This is a genomic window from Variovorax sp. P4_B11, from assembly GCF_056402355.1.
Genome location: NZ_JBFUHO010000008.1, coordinates 62,355 through 85,746 on the forward strand (window position 1 = coordinate 62,355; position 23,392 = coordinate 85,746).

Annotated in this window: 26 protein-coding genes; 5 read left to right on the top strand and 21 right to left on the bottom strand. The window is 64.8% G+C overall.

Annotation, left to right across the window (positions count from 1 at the left end; translation table 11 throughout):
* Positions 1 to 135: 135 nt before the first annotated feature.
* From AC1DYD_RS10560 to AC1DYD_RS10630, 15 genes are all read right to left on the bottom strand, one after another.
* Positions 136 to 327 (bottom strand): 2-hydroxymuconate tautomerase, encoded by a 192-nt coding sequence (locus tag AC1DYD_RS10560; RefSeq protein ID WP_478172686.1) that lies wholly within the window; start codon positions 325 to 327, stop codon positions 136 to 138.
* A gap of 1 nt (position 328) precedes the next feature.
* A complete protein-coding gene (gene dmpH / locus AC1DYD_RS10565; protein ID WP_478172687.1) occupies positions 329 to 1,126 on the bottom strand; it encodes a 2-oxo-3-hexenedioate decarboxylase in 798 nt (265 codons plus the stop codon).
* 11 nt (positions 1,127 to 1,137) lie between these two features.
* Entirely contained in the window at positions 1,138 to 2,184 is a 1,047-nt protein-coding gene (dmpG, locus tag AC1DYD_RS10570; protein WP_478172688.1) for a 4-hydroxy-2-oxovalerate aldolase, read from the bottom strand.
* Positions 2,185 to 2,197: 13 nt separating this feature from the next.
* Entirely contained in the window at positions 2,198 to 3,109 is a 912-nt protein-coding gene (locus AC1DYD_RS10575) for an acetaldehyde dehydrogenase (acetylating) (protein ID WP_478172689.1), read from the bottom strand.
* A gap of 49 nt (positions 3,110 to 3,158) precedes the next feature.
* Positions 3,159 to 3,941: a 2-oxopent-4-enoate hydratase gene (gene dmpE / locus AC1DYD_RS10580; protein WP_478172690.1), complete on the bottom strand. Its 783-nt coding sequence runs from the start codon at positions 3,939 to 3,941 to the stop codon at positions 3,159 to 3,161.
* A gap of 14 nt (positions 3,942 to 3,955) precedes the next feature.
* Positions 3,956 to 4,807, bottom strand: coding sequence for an alpha/beta fold hydrolase (locus AC1DYD_RS10585; RefSeq protein ID WP_478172691.1), 852 nt, complete (start codon positions 4,805 to 4,807; stop codon positions 3,956 to 3,958).
* Positions 4,808 to 4,816: 9 nt separating this feature from the next.
* Entirely contained in the window at positions 4,817 to 6,271 is a 1,455-nt protein-coding gene (locus AC1DYD_RS10590; protein WP_478172692.1) for a 2-hydroxymuconic semialdehyde dehydrogenase, read from the bottom strand.
* 103 nt (positions 6,272 to 6,374) lie between these two features.
* A complete protein-coding gene (locus AC1DYD_RS10595; protein ID WP_478172693.1) occupies positions 6,375 to 7,319 on the bottom strand; it encodes a catechol 2,3-dioxygenase in 945 nt (314 codons plus the stop codon).
* Complete coding sequence (locus AC1DYD_RS10600; protein ID WP_478172694.1) at positions 7,319 to 7,705, bottom strand: 2Fe-2S iron-sulfur cluster binding domain-containing protein; 387 nt, start codon at positions 7,703 to 7,705, stop codon at positions 7,319 to 7,321. Before AC1DYD_RS10600 ends, AC1DYD_RS10595 begins: the two co-directional genes overlap by 1 nt.
* Positions 7,706 to 7,717: 12 nt before the next feature.
* Positions 7,718 to 8,782: a 2Fe-2S iron-sulfur cluster-binding protein gene (locus AC1DYD_RS10605; protein ID WP_478172695.1), complete on the bottom strand. Its 1,065-nt coding sequence runs from the start codon at positions 8,780 to 8,782 to the stop codon at positions 7,718 to 7,720.
* A 26-nt stretch (positions 8,783 to 8,808) separates the two neighbouring features.
* Positions 8,809 to 9,165: a phenol hydroxylase subunit P4 gene (locus AC1DYD_RS10610; RefSeq protein ID WP_478172696.1), complete on the bottom strand. Its 357-nt coding sequence runs from the start codon at positions 9,163 to 9,165 to the stop codon at positions 8,809 to 8,811.
* Positions 9,162 to 10,748, bottom strand: a complete 1,587-nt coding sequence (locus AC1DYD_RS10615; protein WP_478172697.1) for an aromatic/alkene/methane monooxygenase hydroxylase/oxygenase subunit alpha — start codon at positions 10,746 to 10,748, stop codon at positions 9,162 to 9,164. Before AC1DYD_RS10615 ends, AC1DYD_RS10610 begins: the two co-directional genes overlap by 4 nt.
* A 29-nt stretch (positions 10,749 to 10,777) precedes the next feature.
* Positions 10,778 to 11,047: an MmoB/DmpM family protein gene (locus tag AC1DYD_RS10620; RefSeq protein WP_478172698.1), complete on the bottom strand. Its 270-nt coding sequence runs from the start codon at positions 11,045 to 11,047 to the stop codon at positions 10,778 to 10,780.
* A gap of 34 nt (positions 11,048 to 11,081) precedes the next feature.
* Positions 11,082 to 12,077 carry an aromatic/alkene monooxygenase hydroxylase subunit beta gene (locus AC1DYD_RS10625; protein WP_478172699.1) on the bottom strand — a complete coding sequence of 332 codons (996 nt, stop codon included), beginning with the start codon at positions 12,075 to 12,077 and terminating at the stop codon, positions 11,082 to 11,084.
* 50 nt (positions 12,078 to 12,127) lie between these two features.
* Positions 12,128 to 12,367: a phenol hydroxylase subunit gene (locus AC1DYD_RS10630; RefSeq protein WP_478172700.1), complete on the bottom strand. Its 240-nt coding sequence runs from the start codon at positions 12,365 to 12,367 to the stop codon at positions 12,128 to 12,130.
* A gap of 285 nt (positions 12,368 to 12,652) precedes the next feature.
* Between AC1DYD_RS10630 and AC1DYD_RS10635 the strand changes: the two genes are divergently transcribed.
* From AC1DYD_RS10635 to AC1DYD_RS10650, 4 genes are all read left to right on the top strand, one after another.
* Positions 12,653 to 14,335: a sigma 54-interacting transcriptional regulator gene (locus AC1DYD_RS10635; RefSeq protein ID WP_478172701.1), complete on the top strand. Its 1,683-nt coding sequence runs from the start codon at positions 12,653 to 12,655 to the stop codon at positions 14,333 to 14,335.
* Between the two features lie 10 nt (positions 14,336 to 14,345).
* Positions 14,346 to 15,101, top strand: a complete 756-nt coding sequence (locus tag AC1DYD_RS10640) for a GntR family transcriptional regulator (RefSeq protein ID WP_478172806.1) — start codon at positions 14,346 to 14,348, stop codon at positions 15,099 to 15,101.
* A 74-nt stretch (positions 15,102 to 15,175) separates the two neighbouring features.
* Positions 15,176 to 15,388: a hypothetical protein gene (locus AC1DYD_RS10645; protein ID WP_478172702.1), complete on the top strand. Its 213-nt coding sequence runs from the start codon at positions 15,176 to 15,178 to the stop codon at positions 15,386 to 15,388.
* Between the two features lie 265 nt (positions 15,389 to 15,653).
* On the top strand, positions 15,654 to 16,448 hold the full coding sequence (locus AC1DYD_RS10650) for an SDR family oxidoreductase (RefSeq protein WP_478172703.1): 795 nt from the start codon (positions 15,654 to 15,656) through the stop codon (positions 16,446 to 16,448).
* 223 nt (positions 16,449 to 16,671) lie between these two features.
* On the opposite strand, the gene AC1DYD_RS10655 is transcribed toward AC1DYD_RS10650, so the two are convergent.
* The 3 genes from AC1DYD_RS10655 to AC1DYD_RS10665 form a co-directional block, all read right to left on the bottom strand.
* On the bottom strand, positions 16,672 to 17,109 hold the full coding sequence (locus AC1DYD_RS10655) for a hypothetical protein (protein WP_478172704.1): 438 nt from the start codon (positions 17,107 to 17,109) through the stop codon (positions 16,672 to 16,674).
* Positions 17,106 to 17,837, bottom strand: coding sequence for a LysM peptidoglycan-binding domain-containing protein (locus tag AC1DYD_RS10660; protein WP_478172705.1), 732 nt, complete (start codon positions 17,835 to 17,837; stop codon positions 17,106 to 17,108). Before AC1DYD_RS10660 ends, AC1DYD_RS10655 begins: the two co-directional genes overlap by 4 nt.
* Before the next feature lie 248 nt (positions 17,838 to 18,085).
* Entirely contained in the window at positions 18,086 to 19,846 is a 1,761-nt protein-coding gene (locus tag AC1DYD_RS10665; protein ID WP_478172706.1) for a winged helix-turn-helix domain-containing tetratricopeptide repeat protein, read from the bottom strand.
* A 100-nt stretch (positions 19,847 to 19,946) separates the two neighbouring features.
* Here AC1DYD_RS10665 and AC1DYD_RS10670 point away from each other — a divergent pair, with 100 nt between their 5' ends.
* Complete coding sequence (locus AC1DYD_RS10670) at positions 19,947 to 20,576, top strand: DUF1016 N-terminal domain-containing protein (protein WP_478172707.1); 630 nt, start codon at positions 19,947 to 19,949, stop codon at positions 20,574 to 20,576.
* Positions 20,577 to 20,617: 41 nt separating this feature from the next.
* On the opposite strand, the gene AC1DYD_RS10675 is transcribed toward AC1DYD_RS10670, so the two are convergent.
* From AC1DYD_RS10675 to AC1DYD_RS10685, 3 genes are all read right to left on the bottom strand, one after another.
* A complete protein-coding gene (locus tag AC1DYD_RS10675) occupies positions 20,618 to 20,974 on the bottom strand; it encodes a hypothetical protein (RefSeq protein WP_478172708.1) in 357 nt (118 codons plus the stop codon).
* Between the two features lie 100 nt (positions 20,975 to 21,074).
* The gene (locus AC1DYD_RS10680) at positions 21,075 to 21,464 is read right to left on the bottom strand and encodes a hypothetical protein (protein WP_478172709.1); all 390 of its coding nucleotides are present in this window, start codon (positions 21,462 to 21,464) and stop codon (positions 21,075 to 21,077) included.
* A gap of 102 nt (positions 21,465 to 21,566) precedes the next feature.
* Entirely contained in the window at positions 21,567 to 23,339 is a 1,773-nt protein-coding gene (locus AC1DYD_RS10685) for an adenylate/guanylate cyclase domain-containing protein (protein WP_478172807.1), read from the bottom strand.
* Positions 23,340 to 23,392 lie beyond the last annotated feature (53 nt).

Below are 23,392 nucleotides of genomic sequence, written 5' to 3' on the forward strand. Positions count from 1 at the left end.
CCGGACCGACCCATCCACCGCGGCCAGCAACGGACGCGGTGAAGGTCGGTCCGCAGCCAAAAGCTGAAGCTTATTTAAGCAAAAGCAGCATTCGGTCAAAGGCCCGGGCATCCCGCGGGGAGTCAACGCCGACGATCAGCGCCTGAGCTCTTTTGCGCTGACGCCGGCGATGCCCCAGTTTTCCTTCGGCACGTCGTGGATCCAGACGCGAACGTTGGCGACCGGGGTGCCGGTGGCTTCGACCAGCGCCTGGGTCACCTTTTCAATCACGGCCTTCTTCTGATCGGCGGTGCGACCCTCAAGCATGTAGATCTGTGCGAATGGCATCTCAGCCTCCTTGGACGAAACGCAGCGAGACGCTGCCCAGACCTTGCACTCGCAAGCTCACGTGATCCCCGGCCTCTACCGCCACTGCTTCGGTGACGCCGCCGGACATGATCAGGGTGCCCGCCGGGATCTCGCGGCCGCGCTTTCCCAGATGGTTGGCCAGCATGGCGACGGCCGCGGCTGGGTGCCCCAGCACCGCCGCACCGGCGCCGATGGCGACGACTTCGCCATTCTTTTCCAACACCACGCCGAGCGTTCGCAGGTCCAGCCGATCGACCCGCTGCGCCTTCCCGCCGACGACGAACCGCGCGGCCGAGGTGTTGTCGGCCACCACGCTTTTCAGGTCGAACTTGAAGTCGCGATAGCGGCTGTCGATGACCTCGATCCCGGGCAGCACGAAGTCGGTTGCCGCGAGCACCGAGCCGATGTGGCAGCCGGGGCCCTTGAGCGCGTGCTTGAGCACGAAGCAGATCTCGGGTTCGACCTTGGGATGGATCAGCTCGCTGGTCTTGACCTCGCCGCCCTCCGGCACGCAGAAGCTGTCGACGAGGAAACCGAACACCGGCGTATCCACGCCCATCTGCTTCATCTTGGCGTGCGAGGTGAGGCCCGCCTTCAGGCCAATGACGCGTGCGCCGCGTGCCTGCTTGCGGCGCAGGATCTCGTCCTGGATCGCATATGCGTCGTCCCAATCCATGTTGGGGTGTTCGTCGGTGATCTTCAGCGTGTCGCGGGCCTCCAACTCGCAGGTCTCGAGGTGTTCGGCCAGGCCGGCGATGGTGACTTTGTCGAGTGCCATGGTTTGTCTCCTCAGGCCGCCTTGGCCAGGTTCAGTCCGCGCGCCCTGGCCATCGTGAGCGCGGTGTCTTCGATCATGTCTTCCTGCCCGCCGACCATGCCGCGCCGTCCCAGCTCGACCAGCAGGTCGCGTGCCGACACGCCGTACTTCTTCTCGGCGCGCTTGGCAAAGAGAAGGAAACTGCCGTAGACGCCCGCATAGCCCAGCGTCAGCGCGTCGCGGTCGATGCGGATCGGGAAGTCCATGATCGGCACGACCAGGTCGTCGGCCACGTCCTGGATCTTCCAGACGTCGACGCCCGTCTGAATGCCCATGCGCTCGCAGACGGCCACAAGCACCTCCATCGGCGTGTTGCCCGCACCGGCACCCAGGCCGGCAGCCGCCGCATCGATACGCGTCGCGCCAGCGGCGACGGCAGCGAGCGAGTTCGCCACCCCCATCGCCAGGTTGTGGTGGCCGTGGAAACCAAGCTCGGTCTCGGGCTTCAGCGCCGCGCGAACCGCGCCTAGCCGCGCCTTCACGTCGTCGGGCAACATGTAGCCGGCCGAGTCCGTGATGTAGATGCAGTTGGCACCGTAGGCTTCCATCAGCAGAGCCTGCTTGACCAGTCCTTCCGGGCTGTTCAGGTGCGCCATCATCAGGAAGCCCACCGTATCCATGCCGAGCTTTCGCGCGGCGACGATGTGCTGTTCGCTGACGTCAGCCTCGGTGCAGTGCGTCGCCACGCGGATGGTGCTGACGCCCAGGCCGTGAGCCATCTTCAGGTGATCGACCGTGCCGATCCCCGGGATCAGCAGTGCTGATACCTTGGCGCGCTTCATCAGCGGAATCACGGTCGCGAGATATTCCTCGTCGGTGTGCGCCGGAAAGCCGTAGTTCACCGAGCTACCGCCGAGGCCGTCGCCATGCGTGACCTCGATCAGCGGCACGCCGGCGGCGTCCAGTCCCTTCGCGATGGACCTCATCTGCTCCAGCGTCATCTGGTGGCGCTTGGGGTGCATGCCGTCGCGCAGCGTCATGTCGTGCACGAGGATCTTCTTGCCTTGGAATGTCGTCATGACCTCGTCTCCCTCAGGCGGCCACAGGCTCGAGCGTGAGCGAGCCGGCCAGGATTTCTTCGGCGAACATCTCGGCGGTGCGCGCGGCGGCCGCTGTCATGATGTCCAGGTTACCGGCGTACTTGGGCAAGTAGTCGCCCAGGCCCTCGACTTCCATGAAGACCGAGACCCGGTTGCCGTCGAACACGGGGCCGTTGACGAGCTTGTAGCCCGGCACGTACTTCTGCACTTCCTTGATCATGTCGTGGATCGACTTCGTGATCGCGGCCTGGTCCGGTGCGGTTTCGGTGAGGCAGTGCACGGTGTCGCGCATGATCATCGGCGGCTCGGCCGGGTTGATGACGATGATGGCCTTGCCCTTCCTGGCGCCGCCCACCTTCTCGACCGCGCCGGCGGTCGTGCGGGTGAACTCGTCGATGTTTTTGCGGGTACCCGGCCCGACCGAACGAGACGCGACGGTGGCGACGATCTCGCCATACGCCACCGGCTGGACGCGCGAGACGGCAGCAACCATCGGGATCGTCGCCTGCCCGCCGCAGGTGACCATGTTGACGTTCATCTCGCGCTTGCCCACATGCTGCTTCAGGTTGACCGGCGGCACGCAGTAGGGGCCGACGGCGGCCGGCGTCAGGTCGATCATCATCACGCCCAGCGCATTGAGCTTGCGCGAGTTCTCGGCATGCACGTAGGCGCTGGTGGCGTCGAACGCGATCTGAACGCCGTCGGCCTTGACGTGGGGCAACAGTCCGTCCACGCCATCGGCGGTGATCTTGATGCCCATCTCGCGGGCGCGTTTCAGGCCGTCGGAGGCGGGGTCGATGCCCACCATCCACACCGGCTCCAGCATCGCGCTGCGCTGCAGCTTGGCCAGCAGGTCGGTGCCGATGTTGCCGGGCCCGATCAGGGCGCATTTCACTTTTTTCACAGGGACTCTCCAGTCGATTGAATGGGTTGTGGGCCGCGGGGTGGCGGCTTCAGACGAAGCGCACCGAGCAGCCGCCGATGCCGCCGATCGTCACGCGCAGGTTGTCGCCGGCCTTGACCGGCACCATGATCGCCAGCGACCCCGACAGCACGACTTCGCCGGCCTTCAGCGGGATGCCCAGCTGCCCGAGCGTGTTGGCCAGCCATGCCACCGCGTTGGCCGGTGCGCCGAGTGCGGCCGCGCCGGCACCCGTGGCGACGATCTCCCCGTTCTTCTCGAGCACCATGCCGCAGGTGTTGAGATCCACCTCGAGCGGTGACACGACACGGTCGCCGAGCACGAACACGCCGCAGGAGGCGTTGTCGGCGACCGTGTCCTGGATCTTGATCTTCCAGTCGCGGATGCGCGAGTCGACGATCTCGAAGCAGGCCATCACGCCTTCGGTGGCAGCAATCACGTCGGCGGCGCTGACGCCGGGGCCGACCAGGTCGCGCTTGAGGATGAAGGCGATCTCGCCTTCGGCCTTGGGCTGGATCAGCGTGGACGCCTCGATCGCCTCGCCTTCGTTGTAGACCATGCCGTCGAGCAGCATGCCGAAGTCCGGCTGATAGACGCCCAGCATGTTCATCACCGCCTTGGAGGTGACGCCGATCTTCTTGCCGACGATGGTTTCGCCGGCCTCGACGCGGCGCGCGTTCAGGCGCTGCTGGATGCGGTAGGCGTCCTCTATCGTGATGTCGGCATGGCGCGTGGTCAGCGGATCGACGACGCGGCAGGCCTTCAGCGCATCGTACAGCTCGTCGCCGAGTGCGTGGATCAGTTGTTCGTTCATCGTGGTCTCGGGTATCAGCCGTTCAGGCGCTTGGGTTCATCGGGGCCCGCCTCGGAGAGGAAGTTGCCGACCAGTTGGGCGAATCGCGCGGCGTGCTCGATCTGTGTCCAGTGGCCGCACTGGCCGAACACGTGCAGTTGAGCGCGAGGGATCCAGCTCGACAAGGTCAATGACGTCGAGAGCGGGATCACGCGGTCCTCGCGGCCGTGGAGGACAAGCGTCTCGTGGACGATGCGGCGGATGTCGGCTTCGTTGCTGGCCATCGCATCGACCCAGCGCTGCCTCGGCGCAGGGAACATCGCCGCGAAGGACTCCTGGAAGCCCGGGCGGATGCTTGCCTCGTAGCGAAGCTGTGCGAGTTCATCGGTGACCAACTTCCGGTCGTAGGCAAAGATGTCGAGCAACTCGCGCATGCGTGCCAGCGACGGCGCATAGCCCCACACCGCGTCCAGCCCCGGCGTGATCGCGAACGGCACGCCGACGCTTCCCATGAGCACCAGCCGCCGCACCCTCTGGGGGTGCCGGATCGTCAGCGCCAGCGCCAGCGCACCGCCAAAGGAGTTGCCGACCAGGTCGGCCTGTTCGACGTCCAGCGCATCGAGCACGCCGATCGCCTGGGCCACCCAGGTGTCCATGTCGTAACGCTGCCCTGCCGGCCTTTCGGTGTAGCCGAAGCCGACCATGTCCGGCGCGATCACACGTGCCTGCCGGGCCAGCGCCGGCATTGCCAGACGCCAGTTCGCCCAGGCCGTCACGCCGGGGCCCGAGCCGTGGATCATCAGAAGCGGAGGGCCGCTGCCCAGGTCGTGCACATTGGTACGAATGCCTGCCGCAAGCACCGGCTGGGCGATTTCGGGATGGCTCATGTCGGTCCTTCAGAGCTTGATGCAAACGTTCTTGAGCTCGGTGTAGAACTCGAGCGAATGGACGCCTCCTTCTCGACCGATGCCCGACTGCCTGGCGCCGCCGAAGGGCGTGCGCAGGTCGCGCAGGAACCAGCTGTTGACCCAGGACAGGCCAACGTTCATGCGCTGCGCGACGCGGTGCGCGCGCGACACGTCGCGGGTCCAGATCGCGCACGCGAGGCCGTAGGCGTTGTCATTGGCCTTGGCCAGCACCTCTTCCTCGCTGTCGAAGGGCGCGATGTGGCAGCAGGGGCCGAAGATCTCTTCCTTGATGACGCGCGCCGTCTCGGGCAGCCCGGTCCAGATCGTCGGCTGCACCCAGGCGCCTTCAGCGAGCGCGCCTGTCATGGCCGGCACGCCACCACCGGTCACCACGGCGGCCCCCTCTTCCAGGGCGAGCTTGTAGTAGGAGAGCACCTTGCCCTGATGCTCCTGGCTGATCAACGGGCCCATGCCGGTGGCCGGGTCTTCGGGGGGGCCGAGCTTGAGGCCTTCGGCGCCCTTCTTCATTGCAGCCACGAATCGGTCGAAGATCGACCGCTCGACATACACCCGCTCGGTTCCCAGGCACACCTGGCCGCAGTTGGCGAAGACGGAGCGCATCGTGCCCTCGATCGCGGCGTCGAAGTCGCAATCGGCGAAGACGATGGCGGCGTTCTTGCCGCCCATCTCCAAGCTCACCGGCCGCGCGCCATGGGCCGCGGCCTTCATGATGACTTCGCCGGTTCGCGTCTCGCCGGTGAAGGTGATGGCATCGACCTGCGGATGTGTCGTGACGAACTCTCCGGCCGAGCCGGGGCCGAAGCCGTGCACCACGTTGTAGACGCCCTTGGGGATGCCGGCCTCGTTCATCACCTCGCCGAGCAACGCGGCGGTCTGCGGCGTTTCTTCCGAAGGCTTCACGACCACCGTGTTGCCGCAGGCCAGCGCCGGGCCGACCTTCCACGTCATCAGCAGCAGCGGCAGGTTCCAGGGGCAGATCACGCCGACCACGCCGACCGGGCTTCGCCAGCCGTAGTTGATCGCACCGCGGCCGTCGGGCGTGGACATCTCGAAGAACTCGGTCGGCACGTTCTTCACCACGTCGGCAAAGATCTTGAAATTGGCCGCCCCGCGCGGAATGTCGAGGTGGCTTGCCAGGCTCATCGGCTTGCCGGTGTCGGCGCATTCGGCGGCGACGAATTCGTCGAAGCGCCGATGGATGCCATCCGCCACGGCATAGAGGCGCTCCACGCGCTCGGCCACCGTCATGCGGGACCACGGTCCATCGAGCGCCGCGCGCGCGGCAGCCACTGCGGCATCCACCTCGGCGCGCCCGGCCTCGTGCACCTGCGCGATGACCTCGCCGGTCACCGGCGAACGCTTGGCGAAGGTCTTCTCAGTGGCGGTGTGTTCCCCGTTGATGAAGTTGAGGATCTGTTTCATGGCTTGGATTGCAAAGTTGATATCAGGGATTCGGGCGCGGGCGGACTGCAGGCCAAGTGCCAGCAGCCCGGCCCGCGGTCCGGCTTCGCTCAGGTGTCAGGCGTCAGGTGTAGACGTCGGTGAACGACGCCACCAGCTCGCCCGTGTGATAGAAGATCCCGCTGCCCAGTTGATCCTCCGTCCAGGTCGTCACCGGCCGGTCGCGTTGGGCCAGGTAGCCCAGGCCCGCAAAGGTCTCGTTGCGATTGCCGCTGGGGTCGAAGAAATAGATCGTCTCGCCGCGCGTGATGCCGTGACGGGTGGGCGCCACGTCGATCTTGACCTTGTTCTTGGCCATCACGTCGGCCGCCTTGAGCACGTCGTGCCAGGAGTCGAGGAAGTAGGCGATGTGGTGCAAGCCGCTCTTGGGGCCGCCCACGAAGGCGATGTCGTGCGGCGTGGTCGTGCGGGTCATCCAGGTCGCGGCCTGGATATCGCCGGCGGGGCCGACGAGGACCTGCTCGGTGAGGAAGAAGTCCAGCGCTTCGGTCATGAAGCGCGTGTTGTCGGCGACCGTGTTGATGCCCTCCGGAGGGTTCATCTCGCACATCAGCAGCAGGTGGTCGAGCCAGTGCGCGCCGGCACCCTTGAGGTTGTCGGGCCAGGGATCGGGGTTGGTGGTGCCGACCTCGGTGCCGACGTATTCCTTCATGGCATACAGGCGCATCTCGTGGCCGCTTGGCAGGTTGAACTGCAGCATGCGACCGGTGGCCGGCAGCGTGCCCTCCGGCAACATCGTCGTCTTCACGCCCCAGGCATCGACCTTTTTCTGCAACTCATCGAGGTCCGAATCCTTCTCGACCTTGTAGGCGACATGGTTCAACCCTCCCTGGTCGGAGGGCGAGAGGATCAACGAGTACTTGTCCCACTCGTCCCAGCACTTCAGATAGACGTTGCCCGCCTTGTCCTGCATGGTCGTCTTCAAGCCCAGCACGTTCTCGTAGTGCTTCACCGCAGCCGCCATGTCCATCACCTTCAGGCTGGCGTGGCCGATACGCATTACACCCATCACATGTCTCCTTCATGCCGCATTGATTGCAGCGTTGGTACATGGCTCGCCACCGTGGCGGGCCTCTTGGAAAACGGTTTCTCCAGCTTGCCGATCACCTCCAGTCGCACCGCGCTGGCGGGCGCCACGCGGCAGGCCAGCGTGAAGCCGCACTGCTCTTCCTCGACACTGACGTGAGCGCGGCTGACAGGACCGATCGATGTGACCGTGCCATCGACGATGCGCACCTTGCATACGCCGCAGCCGCCGTTGACGCAGCCTGCGGGGATGCCCTTGCGGCCGAGGCGCAGCATGCCGCGAAGCAGACTTTCATCGGTCGCGCACGGGTAGCTCTCGCCGGTCTGCGCGATGCTGACATTGACCTTGGGGCGGATGTCAAGGAACATCGTCGTCGCCTCCTAGACGCGCTGGAACAGCGGGCTGCGCTGCTGGCCGGCGTCGGCCGCCGAAATGAACTTCTCGGTGTAGATGTCGCGTTCGAACAGGCGCCCTTGCATCAGCGCGGCGATGCAGGCCTCGACCATCGGTGGCGGTCCGCACAGGTAGGCCTTGTGGCCTGCGAAGCCGCTGTCAAAATGAGCCTTGGCGGCGTCGTGCACGAAACCGCGTGCACCACACCAAACCGAATCCTCGGACTCGTTCGACAGCACCGGCACATAAGTGAAGTTCGGGTGCGTGCCGGCGAGCGCGCGAAACTCTTCGTCGTAGTACAACTCGTCGCGCGAGCGCTGTCCGTAGACCAGGGTGATCGGCAGATTGCAGCCGCCGTCGAGCAAGTCCAGGATCATCGAGCGTGGGCTCGACAGGCCAGAGCCGCCGGCCATGAAGACCAATGGCTGGGTCTCGGACTGGCGCACGAAGAAGCGGCCGTAGGGGCCGGACAGGCGCAGCCGATCCCCGGCCTTCAACGCGTGGTGCAGGTAGCTCGTGCCGGCGCCGCCTGCGACGATGCGCACGTTCAGTTCGATCTCCCCGGCTTTCTCGACGTCGCCGGGCGAGTTGGCGATCGAGAATGCACGGGCCTGCCCCAGCCCCGGAATCTCGAGCTGCACATACTGCCCGGCCTGGAAGTGGATCGACTTGTCCAGTGCCAGGTGCAGCGCCTTGATGGTCGGCGTCAACTGGACGATGCGCGTCACGGTGGCCGCGAAGTCTCGCACCGGAATGATCTGGGCGTCGGGCTCCTCGTCGATGTCGGCTTCGATCGTCGCGTCGCTTTGCAGCGTGCAGCAGCAGGCGAGCGTCTTGCCCTCGTCGCGCTCGAACTCCATCAGCGCGAAAGGATTCGCCGCGCCATGGTCCACTTCGCCGTTGCACACCTGCACCTTGCAGGATCCACACAGGCCGTGTCCGCAGGCATGCGGAAGGTAGATGCCGTGGCGCAGCGCGGCGTCGAGCAGCGTCTGGCCTTCTTCCACCTCGATGGTGGCGCCCAGCGGTTCGATGGTGAGTTGATAGCTCATGGCTTTGACTACCGAAGTCTGGAAGTTCAGCTGAACGAATCCTTGATCCCGGTCAAGCCCGGTGTGCGGAAGCGGATCGCGTCCTTGTGCTTCAGTCCGTTCTCGGCGAGCGACCTGGCCGGATCGGGAGTCCACGGCTGGCCCGACTTGAACCACTGCGCCTTCGTCCAGTCGATCTTCGCGAAGTCGGGGTGCCAGCCGTAGATGCCCGGCAGCACGGCCGTCGCGAGCGCGCCGAAGGGCGTGTCCGGGGGCAACGGCAGGCAAAATGGCGCGCAGAAGATCAGGTGGTCTTCCCAGCCGATGTAAAGCAACGGTGCGGGAAAGTTCTCGCGCGCGTCCCGTGCCGGGAACGTGTAGGGCTTGAGGGCGACGACGCTCATTTGGCTTCTCCCGTTTCGGTGGCTGCGACCGGCGCAGTGGGCGGTGGATCGCCGCGCCAGGCCGCGAAGTTCTTCTGGTCTTCCGAGCCTTCGAAGTCGAAGTTGTCGCGGCCGACGTTCATCTCGTAGTAGTCGAGCACCGCAAGCAACGGATCGAAACCTTCGGCCGTCGGGTCCGTGCCGGGCTTGAAGCAGTGCCCCTGGTAGATCTGGTGCACCGGCAGCCACGACTGCACGTACTTCTCGGGCTCGTGATCGAAGATGCCCTTGCAGTGGTCGCTGCAGAAGTGGTATTTGTCGCCCAGGTAGTCGGACTCGCGATAGCAGATCTTGCTGGCGTCGCCCGGCTCCGTGAAGAGCATCGGGATCTGGCACGTCGTGCACAGCATCGGAAGCGTCTTGTTGTAGAAGCGGTTGCCCTTGGCTGCTTCCTCGCCCCAGTGTTCGAGGCGCGGACGGTAGTACTTGTCGAAGGTTGCCGGGTACTTCTCCGACAGCCACGCCATCTCGTCTTCCTTCGGGATCCAGGTGTGGAAGGGCGCGGCGGCGTTGTAGTTGTAGAAGGTGGCCCATGCCTGGTGGCTGATGTGGTCCTTGCCCTCGCAGGCGTCCTTCCAGCCCTTGGGCTCGCGGATGCCGTAGCGCGCCAGGTCCTTGAAGAGCGCGCCGCCGTTCTGCTCGGCGTACATCTCCCAGGCTTCCTTCCAGCTCATCACGCGCTTGGGAAGCATGTAGTCCTGCATCATCGCGACCAGCGTCAGCAGCCGATAGCCGCGCCAGAACCATTTGTCGATCCAGCCCTGGATGATCGGCACGTTGGCGGGGTCCTGCTCGAGCATGAACTTGATGCACTCGATGCCCAGCGTCATGTGGCGCGACTCGTCGCTCTGCGCCGAGAAGCCGAAGGTCACGGTAGACATGTCGCCGTTGTGCGCCGCGCCCGACATGAAGGGCACGAACAGCAGGTTGGTCAGCACGTATTCGAACGAGAAGCTCACCGCGGTGAGGAACTCGAACGGCCCGGCCGTGTTGGCATCCTCGAAGAAGGACTTCGGCACCGACAGGTACCAGACGCGGTCGAACCAGTGGTTCGAGTGATGCATCCCGTTGAAGTACTTGTTGTAGTGCGAGATCGCGTGGGTCTCGGTCTGGTAGTGGCGCAGTTCGTCGATCGACTGCATCTGTGCGGCGACCCGTGCGCCCTCGCCGGTGAATTGCCTGCCCACATGCGCGAAGCCGCGGTGGGCGTAGTACTCCAGCGGCGTGACCCCCTGAATGAAGAGCTTCAGCGCATTGATGTAGCGCGCATCGCTCACGCCGAGCTGGCCGTTGTTCTGCGCGAAGGCCTCGATCACCGCGTAGAGCTTCTTCTCCTTTTCGCCCTGGTACTTCCAGTAGGCGTCCATCGTGAGGCGGAACGGGTCCTGCCACTTGTCCCAGTCGTGAATCTTGATGCCTTCGTACTTGTCGTACGGAAAGACGTCGTCCATCGGCTGGTAGCTGGTCTCCCAGCCGAGGCCGCGCGTCATCGCGGCATAGCGGTCCTTCAGACCGAGCTTCTTCTTCACGACACGGGTGTCCATGGCTTGTCTCCTTGAGCGTTCGTTGGGAATCAGTGGCGCCAGCTCAGCGTGAACTGGTCGTCGTCCTCGTCGATGTGCCCCGACAGGGTCACGAGGTTCACGTGGATGGCCTGCAGGTCGTAGGCCCGGCCGGTCAGGTCCTCGATCGTGGCGCGGCGGATCATCAGCCGGTCGGGTGCGTCGATCTTCACCAGGCCGGGCGAGTGCACGACCATCGCGCCGGGGTTGTCTGCGACGATGGCGTCGACCACCGGGCGCGACTCTTCGTTGTGCTGGAAGGCGATGAATACGTTGGACATGAGGTCTCCTGGTAGTGCGTGATGCAAGACGGGGTCAGGCGCCGACGCCGGCCTTGCGGCAACGCTCGCGCAGCGTTGCGCAAGCCTCGTCCAGCGCCTCATGGCCGGCGTCGCCGAGCGCCATTTCGGCCACCGGCGCCAGCGCGGCCCGGGCCCGTTCGGTCCAGGCTTGCACCCACTGCGAGATCAGACCTTGGTTGGCGGGCGATTCGGCCGCGGCGGTCTTGACCACCGCGTCGACCCAGCGCGCGCTCTCGTCGTGCCACTCCGGCATGAAGGCGGTGAGCATCGCGACGGCCGTGCCGCCCTGCAGGGCGATGTGGTCATCGACGAAGCTGCCGTAGATCAGCGGATACAGCAAGCCGTCGAGTGCGAGGTTCTGCGCGATGAAGAGCTCGAAGGGGTCCTTCACGACGAAGGTGTCTTCGACGTAGCGGCGCAGCACCTGCCAGCGCGGATCGGTCAGCCAGGCTTGCTTGCCGTCGTCCAGCACTGCCGGGTCGTCCAGCGCGAGGCCCAGGCGGGTGAGGTACTGCGCCACCCCGAGGTTGTCCATCGCATGGAACATCGCCGGCGCGGTGAACGCCGTGCCGTAGCCGTAGGCGCAGATGGCGGCATTGTTCATGTTGGCGCCCCAGGCCGCGTGACGCAGCGGCATCAGGATCCGCAGCGCCTTGTAGCGCACGTCGTCGGGGATCTTGGCGACCATGTCGCGCGTGTCGACGAACTGAAAGTTCGCCTCCATGGCGTCTTGCTGGCGAGCCCGCGTCATCGTCCAGGTGGCGTAGTAGAACTGGCGCGGATCCTTCAGTGCGTACCAGTCGGCCAGCACGACACTGCTGCGGGAGGCGTCGAACAGTTCGTGTTCGGGGTCCCATGTCGGGCGGTAGTGGAAGTTGACCGAGGGCTGCGCGCCCATCGTCGCTTCCTGGTAGCGCGAGGCGGTCTTGTCGCCCCCGATGTACTTCGCCACATGCGCGTAGGTCTGGCGCAGTGGCGTGATCTCGCGCGCTTGGAGGTCGATATTCATACGGTGTGTCTCCTGGGGTCGTCGGGATGGATTGCGTCGTCGAACAAAACTCAGTCGAGTCGCCGCACGTGGTGGGTGGCACAGAACTCGACGAAGGCCTGCGCCGGCAGCAGCAACTCGACCGCCAGTTCGGGCCAGCCGATGGAAAACTCAAAAGCCACCAGCCCGTCAGCGCGCTCTTCGATCACGCGCACGAACTTCAGGGAGGTGTCGCACTGGAACTCGTCGCCGGACCCGAGCGGGTCGTGCAAGGGCCGGGCTTCATTGCGAAGAGGGGTGGACGTATTCATCGAGCGGGTTGTGCTGTGGGTCACGTTGAACACATCGCATGCGCTGTGCCAGAAAAGGCCGTGAAGTCGAAAAATCTCGATAAAACAGGGTAAACCCCGAAATCACAAGCCCTGAAGGGCCTTCATTCGGCCGATTTGTCGGCTTTGCCGCAGCAGAAAGGTCGGAATTGCCGCACTGCATCATGATGAAATGCGCAATTCGCGCAGCGCGCAGTTGATCAAATCAGCAATTATTCGAGGAAGAGGGGGCTTGGTGTCTCGGGCCGTTATCTCGATAATCTGCGCATGAACACCCCCGTGCCGCCATTGCCGTCGGATGCCGATCTGCGCCGGCTCGTCCATTTTTCGGCGAGCGACGGCCGCATCTGGCTGGCCGACCAGCGCATGGTGCTGATCCATATGGCGGCGCTGGGCTCGCTGCGGCGCGAAATGATGCAATCCATCGGGCGCGAGCAAACGCGCCGCGTGCTGATGCGCGCTGGCTATGCCGCGGGCGAACGCGATGCGGTACTCGCGCGCCAAGTGCGCGGAGACGCCTCGCTGGCCGACATGTTTGCAGTGGGCCCGCAATTGCACATGCTGGAAGGCGCGGTGCAGGTCACGCCGGAGCGCTTCGAGATCGACATCGCCAAGGGCGAATTCGACGGCGTCTTCCGCTGGGACCATTCATGGGAAGTCGAAACGCATGTGCGCGACTTCGGCCCGCAGGAGGAACCCGCGTGTTGGATGCTGCTGGGATACGCCTCCGGCTACACCAGCGCCTTCATGGGCCGGCCGGTGCTCTTCAAGGAGGTCGCCTGCTGCGCTTGTGGCGCCCCGCACTGTCGCATCGAAGGTCGCCCGCTGGCCGACTGGCCCGACGGCGAGGCGCTCGCGCGCGACTACGATGCCGATTCGATGCTGTTGCGACTGGAAGACCTGAAGTCTCAGGTTGAAAGTCTTCGCTCCACGCTCGAGCCGGCCGACGATCTGGGACCGCTGATCGGCCGGTCGCGCGCATACGTGGCGGCCACCGCACTGCTGCGCAAGGCTGCGGGGACCCAGGTGAGCGTGCTTCTGACCGGCGAGACCGGCGTCGGCAAGGAGCGATTCGCGCGCGCCCTTCACGCGATGAGCGCGCGTGCCGACAAGCCCTTCGTCGCGGTGAACTGCGCGGCCCTTCCCGGCGAGCTGATCGAAAGCGAATTGTTCGGCGCCGAGAAAGGTGCCTTCACAGGCGCCGGAGCCGCGCGGCCCGGCCGGTTCGAGCGTGCCGATGGCGGCACGCTTCTGCTGGATGAGTTGGGTGAACTTCCATTCGCAGCCCAGGCCAAGCTGCTGCGCGTGCTGCAGCACGGTGAGGTCGAGCGCCTTGGCTGTACCCTGCCGCGTAAGGTGGACGTGCGGGTGATCGCAGCAACCAACGTCGACCTCGAGGCTGCCGTTGCCGCCGGCCGTTTCCGGCGCGACCTGATGTATCGGCTCAATGTCTATCCGATCCGGGTCCCCCCGTTGCGCGAGCGCGTGGACGACATCGAGCCGTTAGCCACCCATCTGCTTCAGCGCTTTGCCGCGCTGCATGGCAAGCGCGTGGCGGGGTTCACCGACCGTGCGATCGATGCGATGCGCCACCACCCTTGGCCCGGCAACGTACGTGAACTCGAGAATCTCATCGAACGCGGCGTCATCCTCTCCAGCGCGGACGAGCCGGTGGATGTCGGTGAACTGTTCGCCTCGGCGCCGCAATCCACGCCGGTGATTGTCAACGCGGAAGGTCAGCTTGAGCGAGGCGCGCCGCACGACACAGCGGGGCTGTATGACGAAGTGCAGCGCCGCGGCCTCAGCCTGGAAGCGCTCGAAGACGCCTTGCTGAAGGAGGCTGTACAGCGTGCCCGCGGCAATCTCGCGGGCGCGGCGCGCGCGCTAGGCGTCAGCCGCGCGCAGCTCAGCTACCGCATTGCGCGCGCCCATGAGCGCGCCCGCGCCTGAAGGCAGTCTCATGGCCAAACGCGCAATGCTGACACGGGCCGCGCCGAATGCGGCACACCTTCCGATCGACGACGAGATCGGCCCCTCGCGCACCCTGATCGAGCGCGCCTACGGCGAGTTGCGCGACGACATTGTCGACGGATGCCTGGCGCCAGGGGAAAAGCTGCGAGTCGAGCATCTGAGGACCCGCTACGGCGTGGGCGCCGGCACCTTGCGCGAGGCCATCACCCGCCTGGTGAGCGACGCGCTGGTGGTGGCCGAGGGACAGCGCGGGTTTCGCGTCGCGCCGATTGCCATCGACGATCTTGAAGACCTCACCCGGCTGCGCGTGCACATCGAGATCGACGCGCTGCGACGCTCGATCGTGTGCGGCGGTGTGCAGTGGCGGGAACAGGTCCGGCAGAGCTACGAAGAACTGTCGGCCGTGGAGCAGCCAATCCGCGCCGAGGACCGCCGCCGATGGGAGCAGCTGAATAACCGCTTCCACGAAGCGCTGATTGGCGCAGGCGCGTCGGCGTGGACCTTCAAGGTGCTGCGCCTCCTGTCGCGCCACGGCGAGCGCTACCGGCGCTATGCGATGGGGCTGTCGGACAGTGCCAGGGATGTCCACGCCGAGCACGCCGAAATATTCGAGCTGTCGATGGCCGGTCAGGATGCGCGCGCGGCGCTGGCACTCGAGGCGCACATCCGCGCAACGCACGACTTGCTGAAGCGCGCCCGGCGCGATGGTGTGCTGCTGTTCCAACGCGCCAAGTCTCTGGCATAGCTTTGTCCACAACGAAACAACGAAACAACGCCTTGTCTCCAAGATCAGCGTTGGGCTCGCGAACGAGGCAAACGATGGATACGCGTCACGAATCTCTCGCGGGCTTGCAATACCAGGGAGGCTTCCTTTCCAACGAGGACAGCGCAACGCTGGCCGACGAGCTGTTGTTCCAACGCGCGGTGCAGACTTATCTGTGGGCACTCCCGGCGCTGAACATGTACGTCGCGATTGGGCCGGCGACGTTGGCTTGCCTGGGCCGGATCAGGGCAAGGGCGGCGAGTACCTGATCCTGCCGCCGGATTACGAAGGTACAGCGCCGCCGGGTGAACGCCCCGCCTCCCTCACCCGCGCGCCGGCCGGCTACGCCGATTGGCTGGTCGCGCCACACTTGACGGCGGCGCGAGCTTTCATCGAGTTGCGGCACCAGGTCCGTGGCCGTTGCAAGAGGGCACGACAACAGTTGCGAGTCAACCGGTGCCAGGCGAGGTCCGCGAGCGCACAATGCGCAGCAGCTTGCAACCCGCGGCGATCGCCGTGCCAAGGAGCGCGTCCATGTGCAATGACAGCCGATCCGTTCTTGTTACGGGCGCGAGCGGCGGTATCGGACGCGCCGTCTGCGCCCGGCTGGCGCAATCGGGGCGTGCGCTGGTGCTTGCGGCTCGCGATGAAGGCAGGCTGCTTGCGCTTTGCGATGAGCTGAGGTCGGTTCGCCCAGGCCGCTACGAAGCCATCCCAGTGGAGATGGGTGACGACGTCGCCGTCGCCGCCTTCGGTGAGCGGCTCGTCGACCAGGGTATCGTGCTCGATGGCGTTGTATTGATGCCGCCGCAGATGGCTCCGACGAACGATTGCCTGCCGCCCAACGACACCTGGCGCACGCTGTTCCAGCGCAGCTTCATCGGCCCCTTGGGGCTTCTGAAGGCGGTTATCCCTGCGATGAAACCCGAGCCGGCTCAGGGCCAGCGCGTCAAGGTAGTGATCATCTCGGCCGTCACGTCGGTGCAAGCTCTCGGGAACTATGCGACGAGCAACGTTCTGCGCTGTGCCTGGCTGGCCGAGGCCAAGACGCTCGCGTTCGCCTTGGGCGAGCGTGGCATCCACATCAACACCTTGTCACTCGGCGGCACGCTGACGCCCGACTACACAGCCTCGGTGCAACGGCGCGCCGATCGGGCGGGCGTCAGCCTCGCTGAGCGCCTGGCCGACGAGACCTCGAACATTCCGCTGGCCAAGTACGGCAGGCCGGAAGAAGTTGCCGTGGTCGTCGAGCAACTGCTCGGTGCATTCTCGGATCACATGACCGGCGCGAACTTGCTGCACGACGGCGGATTCACCCGCGCGTACTGAGGGCACTGAACTCGCGGACGGCTCCCAGCCTCGCTCGTCAACGCGGATAGCCGTGACGCTCGGTGATCAGCGGCGTGCCTGTGAAGGCTGAGCGGCAACGCGGGCGCGGCCTCGGGCAAACGAACGACACTGCCGATCGCGCGTCCACGTGGTGGCAAAGCTCGGAGCCAAAGTGCCAGCAAGCCGATCTTGAGCTGCGCCCGGCTCAAGCGAGCCGCCGCCGCTATTTCCTATCGCGGACCAGGGGAAGATTGCAGCTCTGGGACGGCATCGGGCCCAATGGACAGTAGTCGGAAGAGCCCGGATCGTCATGACGCTGGTCGTAGTCTTCGACGGAGCGATAGCCGATCGCAGCCCAATGGTCTCCGCCTTGCTTTGCGATCTCCATGACCTCGTACAGACAGGCCTTGCTGCGCTTCTTGAACCTGTAGGCGACGAAGGGCTTCTCACCCCCGAGGTCGCTTGCGATGACTTCGTATGGGCTGGCCTCGCAATTGCTGAACTGCGCTTGCCATGCGATCGACTTGGCAGTGATCTTGACACTCCCGTAACACGCGCGCCCCCAACTCGGATAGCTACCCGCGCAAGGCGGACCGGCGAGCGAAGCTGAAGCGAAGCTCAACACGAGCGTGGCGACGCATCCCGAGAAAATGGTCTTCATCGCGGACCTCGCCGCTTGACGGCATCCATCGCGTATTCAAGCTTTTTCGAGTAGTGCGGATCGCCTTTCGGTTGGCCGTTGCCGTTGTAGCGCCTCGCGACGATTGAGAAGGTCCAAGGTTTCCAGTCAACAATGACCTTTCGAATCGACGCCCTCTGGCATTTGAGCACCTGCCCCACTCTGAGGCCATGAATCCCGGGGTTTAGCGTCTGCATGGCCTCGACGGTGCTGCGGTGCTTTCGTGCCAGCGTACTGAAGCTGTCCCCGATGCCCGCCGTTACGTCGAACACGTTGGCATCTTCCGGTACCGTGGTGAAGCCATAGTCGGCCATGCGCATGAGCAAGTAGCCGACGGCGGCGGCGATGTTCATGCGCGGATTCCTCGTCACGTTGGAGGAGTTCAGCACATAGCACGGAGGCACAATGAGCTCGCTCCCTTCGTCGCCGTAGAGGAGAGCCCGCAGGCCGGGATCGCCAGATACGCCGATCTGCAGCGGCTTGGTCTTCCAGGCGCCTTCCTGCGGCCCCGATTCGACCCACATCATGGCCTTGATCAGTCGCCAATCGAGATTCACGAAGCGTGGCGTGTCGCGAAGATGAATGTTGTATTCGTTGACCGCTCGCCTTAATTCCGAATCGTAGTAGTCCCAATCGCTGCCTGCTCGGTCAATGCCTTCTTTCCACCTCTGAAATCCATCGTAGCTGCTGCCGATCGCCGTCACCGCCATGTACGCCTCCATGTTTGACTGAATCGGCTCGGAGGCTACAGCGGGCAAGGCGGGAAACGAGCAGCTTCTGGCCTCGCATCCGAACTCTCGGAAGATTCCGTTCGCCTTTCAGCCAAGTGCCAGGGGACGTGTGAAGTCAGGCGGCGAACATTTCAGTGCTGTCGGTGGGCGCTTTGTACTTCACCGCCCATACTTTTCAGTGATTTCGGCACGTCTAGATTTCAGTTCCCTGCGACAGTCTGGACTTATCAATCAGGCAATCCCGCCTTGCGGAGGCCCTCGATCAGCCGCGCGCGCTGCGCGAGGAAGACAGGGTCGGTCGAGGGACTGAGGAACACGACATAGGCAATCGAGTCGTTTGGCAGTAGTTCGCGATGCTTGGCCATGTGGGCGGCAGCCTCGGCGTCATGTCCGCGCAGCGCATCGATGGCGGCGAGCATCGCATAGGGTTGCCCGCTGTTCGGATATTCGGCAACCCACCTCATTGCCCACCTGTAGGCTTCGTCGTCCCTGCCTTGCACGAAATTCGCGGTCGCCGACAGCGAATAGACGGCATACAGGAGGCGCGCGTCCGCCGGACTGAGCCCGCGGGCCTTGTCGATTTCCTGCTGGGCTTCGGCAAAGCGGCCCTCCCAGATCAGCTGGCGCGCAACGAAGAGGTGGGCGAAGGCGTAGTTCGGACTGATCTCCAATGCCTTTTTGTACATCGCCATCGCCTCGGCCGGCTGTCCACTCAGGCCGAGCAGGCTACCCCAGGGCAGGAGGTTTTCTGGCACATCAGGACGCAGTTCCATCGCCCTTTTGAGCGCTTTCTTGCCAGGTTCGACCAGGCTCTGCGGCGCGCTGCTGAGGTAGCTGACGATCTCGATCTGGTAGCTGGAACCCACCCCTTGCAGGGCGACCACCGAATCGGGATCGACTTTCAGCGCCGCCTCGAAGCGGCTGCGAGCCCGCAACACGTCGTCGCGCGTCGCGAAGCGATTCAGGTCGCGCCAACCCAAAATGGTCAGATCGGCGGCATCGACCACGTGACCGGGCCGACTGGCATGCACTTTGTCGATTTCGAAAAACTGCATGCGAAACGCACTGGCAACGCGCTGGTCCAGGTTGGAATGTTGGGCATCGGCAGGCGTCGGGAAGGCAGAACGATTCAATCGGATCACCTGGCCGGTCTCGACCGAGGTCAAGGTCGAGTCGATGACGATGGCGCCGCCGTCGCGCGTCACGCGACCGCCAATGACGTAGCGCACCCCCAGTTCGCGCCCGATGTGCGCAATGTCGGGCGCAGCCGCGTTGTAGCGCGCGGTCGAAGCCGGGCCGATCACACGCATTCCTTGTCGCAGCGAGATCTGCGCGCTGATATCGTCAGCCAGGGCATTCCCGAGCACCGAAGTGCCGCCAGGCTCGTCAGCATCGACCAGCGGCAACACCGCAACGGCATGACGCGCAGTCAGCTCGTCGTCGATGCGGAACGGCGAGGGCTGGCGAATCTTCCAGACGGCACCAGCGACGCCCAAAAGCAACGCGCAGATGAACGGTACAAGCCACCATCGCCGATTCGGATTCCGACGTGTGCGTTTCGGTTCATCCATCGCCGGCTCGGCTTGTGGCAATTCCTGAGGTCGGGTGGCCAGCCTTTCGACCGTCGTGTCGAGCATGTAGCCGCGGCGCGGCAGCGTCTTGATCAACTCGCCCCGATCTCCCAACGCCGCACGCAGCTCGCCCACGCATTGAACCAACGAGTCGTCGCCGACAACCACCGACCCCCACAGGGCCCTGATCAATTCTTCCTTTCCGAGCAGCCGGCCCGGATGGTCGAGCAGATGGCGCAGCAAGGCGCGCGGCTTGGGTCGCATCGAGATAGCGACGCCATCCTTGCGCAGTTCGTCGCGCCGCGAATCGAACTCGAAGCCGGCAAAGGCCGCGATGCCGTCGCCGACGGCGTCTGGCGCACCCATCGGGGGCCCGTCGCCGATTCGGTGATTGATCGTCGATCGTTCGTCGTTCATTCGGCCACCCCTCGGGCGCTGCGTGCCCGCCAGCACTAGCGTCGGCACACCGGCCACCAAGCCGCATTTTGATCTTTCCATACCAACATGGGGGGTTTTCGTGAGCATTCAAAACAAAGCCCGCCCCGGTGCTGCAACGCGCCTTGCACGGCGCACCGCCAAGGCGCTTCCCCGCACGGCCGCGACGATCGGCCRTTGCCTCATCCGCGCGCTCTTGTGCGTGGTGGCGGTCCCTTCCATCTCCGACAACCCCGTGCGTGCGCAGGCCGCCTTCGGTCCGCGATTTGCCCGGTCGGTCGCTTGCTCTTCGTATTCCTGCGCCGCACACCAATCCTCCAACCGACTTCGATCTCCCGTCCCGAAATCCAGTCTTTTCAAGGAGTCGAAGCTGCCCGGCGGACTTGTCTGGCTCGAAGGCGGGCAGGAGCGCGCCGAGTACGGCAAGGCGCTGATTGACACCCTGGCCGCCGACCTCGGCCTGCGGCACGGCAAGGGCTTCAGCCGCAGCAACCTGATCCGCTTGCGCCAGTTCTACCCGGCCAATCCCGACATGGCGACGAAAGGTGCGACGCCGTCGCACCCATTGACCTGGTCGCGCATCGTCGAGCTGCTGAAGATCGACGGCCCGCTGGAACCGGCTATACCCGTCAAGCCAGGTTCACCAGCCTGCAGCATGCGCAACTCGTGCTCAATTGCGTGCGGCTGCGCGCCTCGACGCACAGGGGCGTGAGGAGCAGCGCCAGGCAGAGGGCGCGGATCAAGGTATGAGGACTACTTGCGGGTGTAGAACCGGCTGTCGAATACGGCACCCGCGATCAGCATGCCAATCACGCCGCAGGCGATCATGCCGAGGATCCAGATCAGCCCGTTGCCATAGAAGCCGGCGCCCGCGAATGTCGCGAGCAGAACGAACACCAGAGCCCCCGCGGCCGAGCCAGCGATCAGGTAGCTCATTTGCAGCTCGGCATACTTCTTCGGACTCAAGCGCTCGCGCTCGCGAATCATCGGACCCTCCAATTCGTCGATCTCGCGTCCGTGTAGGTCGCTCGAGCGCATTCTGCGCCGCCGCGCACCCGCAGTCGACACTTTGCTGGAGGGGGCCGGCGGCGCCGACCCGCGCAGCGTCAAGGATTGGTATCAAGGGCTGACGACGAGGTCGGCGAACGGTTGACGACGGCGCGGCGCGCGTGAAAGGCCTTGCAACGGCGGCCGCTCATTTTCAGGCGCTTCAGCGTAGCTTTTCGTTGGCCCTGATGTCGGCACTCAGCTTGCTGGCGAGGTCCGTGCCCGCACGGCTCGCCGCGAGGCTGAAGTTACTCTTGAATTCGCTGAACTCCGCGTCGCCCGATCCAGCAACGAGCACACGAGTGACTTCCTGGCCAGTGGCGTCGTTGGCATCGGCTGCCGAACGGATCACAACCACGTCCGCGTACACCGATCGCAACGATTCGCGGATCGCCTTTTCCAGGTCACGATACGGGTAGTAGCTGACACGGTCACCGCCGCCGCCTTCGGTGATCACCTGCTTGGCGCGGTCCGCATCGGTCATTGCATAGGCGACCTTCTTCTGGATCAGCTGGGACTCGACGCGTTCCGGCGTTTTCTCGGCACTGAGCACGATGGGGTGGGCGCAGCCGGCGAGAACGGCGCCAGCAGTCGTCAGTGCTGTGGCGCTCCTGGTGGCGCCGCTGGCACCAGCCCGAAGCTCTGCATACCGGACTCATTGCGCCAGCCCGGCCTTGCGCAGACCCTGCACGAACTGTTCGAGCGGCGCGGGGTTCCTGTACGGCAGGACTCGCATCGTGTGTTCGATCGTGTATTGGGGGTTGATGGCCATCAGTTCTCGCCAGACTCGACGGGCCTCGTCTGGACGATCGGTATGACCGTAAAGCGAGGCAAGGTAGGCGCGCGTGACGTCCGATGCAGGCATATGGATCAGGCGCCGCTTGAACGTCGCTTCGGCCTCGTCGTAGCGCCCGAGGGCGAACAGGGCCCGCCCCAGAGCATGCATCCACAGGTTGAATTCCGGGTCGAGCCGAAGCGCCCGTTCCAATGACTCGAGCGCTTGCTCGTGCCGTCCGGTGAAATGCAGCACGTTGCCCAGGGCCCCATGGGATTGGGAAGAGTTCGGGTCGAGCTCGATCGCCCGCCGCGCCGCGCTCTCGGCTTCGTCCAGCCTTCGCAGCCACATCAAGGTGACGGCCAGCGCGTGATGCGAAACCGCTTCGAACGCGTCGACCTCGCACGCCTTGCGTGCCAGCGCCAGGGCCTGTTCCAGATCGCTCGCCGTGCGACCATTCCATGCGTTGACATACTCGACGCCGCAGCATAGCGCCAAGCCCGCATAGGCCTGCGCCAGCCCCGGGTCGATCGCCAGCGCGCGCTCCAGCATGGCACGGGCCTCGACGAGCGCCGCGGCATTGAAATCCCGGATGCAGCTTTTCGCGCGAATCAGGCAGTCGTAGGCCTCGACATTGACCTTGCCGCGATCCTGCCGGCGCGCCCTTTCGCTGCCGGTGAGGGTCACTTCGAGCGTATGGACGATCTTTCGCGTGACTTCGTCCTGGACCGAGAAGATGTCCTCGAGGTCCCGGTCATAGCGCTCGGCCCAGACGTGGCCGCCGGATTCGGCATCGATGAGTTGCACATTGATGCGCACTCTCATGCCAGCCTTTCGCACGCTGCCTTCGAGCACATGTCGAACGCCCAGCTTCCTTCCGACGTCCTTGATGTCGACGTTTTGCTTCTTGAAGGTGAAGGACGAGTTGCGGGCGATCACGAACAGGCCGGATATCTTGGAGACGTCGGTGATGATGTCTTCCGTGATGCCATCGGCGAAGTACTCTTGCTCGGGGTCTCCGCTCATGTTGGTGAACGGCAGCACGGCGAGCGAGGGCTTGTCAGGCAGACGCAGCACCGGCGCGGACGATGGCGATGCCGCCGCGGCGACATTCACCGATGGCCTCGCGGGCGCCACCTTGAAGGCCCGCACTGGATGGTCGATGTTCTTCACCTGCTGTTCGCCCTGATCGACAAACTCCGCGCTGACCTTGCTCCTCACGGCCCCGTGCACTGCGTCCGATACGGTGATGCCGCCCGGTTCGGCCAGCGCCTGCAGCCGCGCGGCAATGTTGACCCCGTCGCCGTACACCGTGCCGTCCGCCTTCTCGATCACGTCGCCCATGTGAACGCCGATCCGAAAGCGCATTTGCCGATCCTGCGGAGCGGCGTCGCAGGACATGTCTAACTCATGCTGAACAGCAACGGCGGCGGTCACCGCTCCGGCCGCGGTCTCGAACACGGCGAGCACCGAGTCGCCAGCCATGTCGATCACACGGCCCTGGTTCGACTCGATCTGCGCACGAAATACCGCGCGCGCCGCATCGAGCGCGGCCACGGTCGCGCGGTCGTCGATCGCCATCAGGCGCGAATAGCCCGCCGCATCCGCGGCGAGGATCGCTGCCAGGCGCTGCTTGAGACCAGATCCGTTCACACCCGTCGCCCCCTTTGACAGCTGCCGATGAATGTTACGCTCCGCGTGGCCAA

Coding starts and splice junctions, on each gene's coding strand:
- AC1DYD_RS10560 (WP_478172686.1), bottom strand. CDS start 327: ATGCCATTCGCACAGATCTACATGCTTGAGGGTCGCACCGCCGATCAG.
- dmpH (WP_478172687.1), bottom strand. CDS start 1,126: ATGGCACTCGACAAAGTCACCATCGCCGGCCTGGCCGAACACCTCGAG.
- dmpG (WP_478172688.1), bottom strand. CDS start 2,184: ATGACGACATTCCAAGGCAAGAAGATCCTCGTGCACGACATGACGCTG.
- dmpE (WP_478172690.1), bottom strand. CDS start 3,941: ATGAACGAACAACTGATCCACGCACTCGGCGACGAGCTGTACGATGCG.
- AC1DYD_RS10585 (WP_478172691.1), bottom strand. CDS start 4,807: ATGAGCCATCCCGAAATCGCCCAGCCGGTGCTTGCGGCAGGCATTCGT.
- AC1DYD_RS10590 (WP_478172692.1), bottom strand. CDS start 6,271: ATGAAACAGATCCTCAACTTCATCAACGGGGAACACACCGCCACTGAG.
- AC1DYD_RS10595 (WP_478172693.1), bottom strand. CDS start 7,319: ATGGGTGTAATGCGTATCGGCCACGCCAGCCTGAAGGTGATGGACATG.
- AC1DYD_RS10600 (WP_478172694.1), bottom strand. CDS start 7,705: ATGTTCCTTGACATCCGCCCCAAGGTCAATGTCAGCATCGCGCAGACC.
- AC1DYD_RS10605 (WP_478172695.1), bottom strand. CDS start 8,782: ATGAGCTATCAACTCACCATCGAACCGCTGGGCGCCACCATCGAGGTG.
- AC1DYD_RS10610 (WP_478172696.1), bottom strand. CDS start 9,165: ATGAGCGTCGTCGCCCTCAAGCCCTACACGTTCCCGGCACGGGACGCG.
- AC1DYD_RS10615 (WP_478172697.1), bottom strand. CDS start 10,748: ATGGACACCCGTGTCGTGAAGAAGAAGCTCGGTCTGAAGGACCGCTAT.
- AC1DYD_RS10620 (WP_478172698.1), bottom strand. CDS start 11,047: ATGTCCAACGTATTCATCGCCTTCCAGCACAACGAAGAGTCGCGCCCG.
- AC1DYD_RS10625 (WP_478172699.1), bottom strand. CDS start 12,077: ATGAATATCGACCTCCAAGCGCGCGAGATCACGCCACTGCGCCAGACC.
- AC1DYD_RS10630 (WP_478172700.1), bottom strand. CDS start 12,367: ATGAATACGTCCACCCCTCTTCGCAATGAAGCCCGGCCCTTGCACGAC.
- AC1DYD_RS10635 (WP_478172701.1), top strand. CDS start 12,653: ATGAACACCCCCGTGCCGCCATTGCCGTCGGATGCCGATCTGCGCCGG.
- AC1DYD_RS10640 (WP_478172806.1), top strand. CDS start 14,346: ATGGCCAAACGCGCAATGCTGACACGGGCCGCGCCGAATGCGGCACAC.
- AC1DYD_RS10645 (WP_478172702.1), top strand. CDS start 15,176: ATGGATACGCGTCACGAATCTCTCGCGGGCTTGCAATACCAGGGAGGC.
- AC1DYD_RS10650 (WP_478172703.1), top strand. CDS start 15,654: ATGTGCAATGACAGCCGATCCGTTCTTGTTACGGGCGCGAGCGGCGGT.
- AC1DYD_RS10655 (WP_478172704.1), bottom strand. CDS start 17,109: ATGAAGACCATTTTCTCGGGATGCGTCGCCACGCTCGTGTTGAGCTTC.
- AC1DYD_RS10660 (WP_478172705.1), bottom strand. CDS start 17,837: ATGGCGGTGACGGCGATCGGCAGCAGCTACGATGGATTTCAGAGGTGG.
- AC1DYD_RS10665 (WP_478172706.1), bottom strand. CDS start 19,846: ATGAACGACGAACGATCGACGATCAATCACCGAATCGGCGACGGGCCC.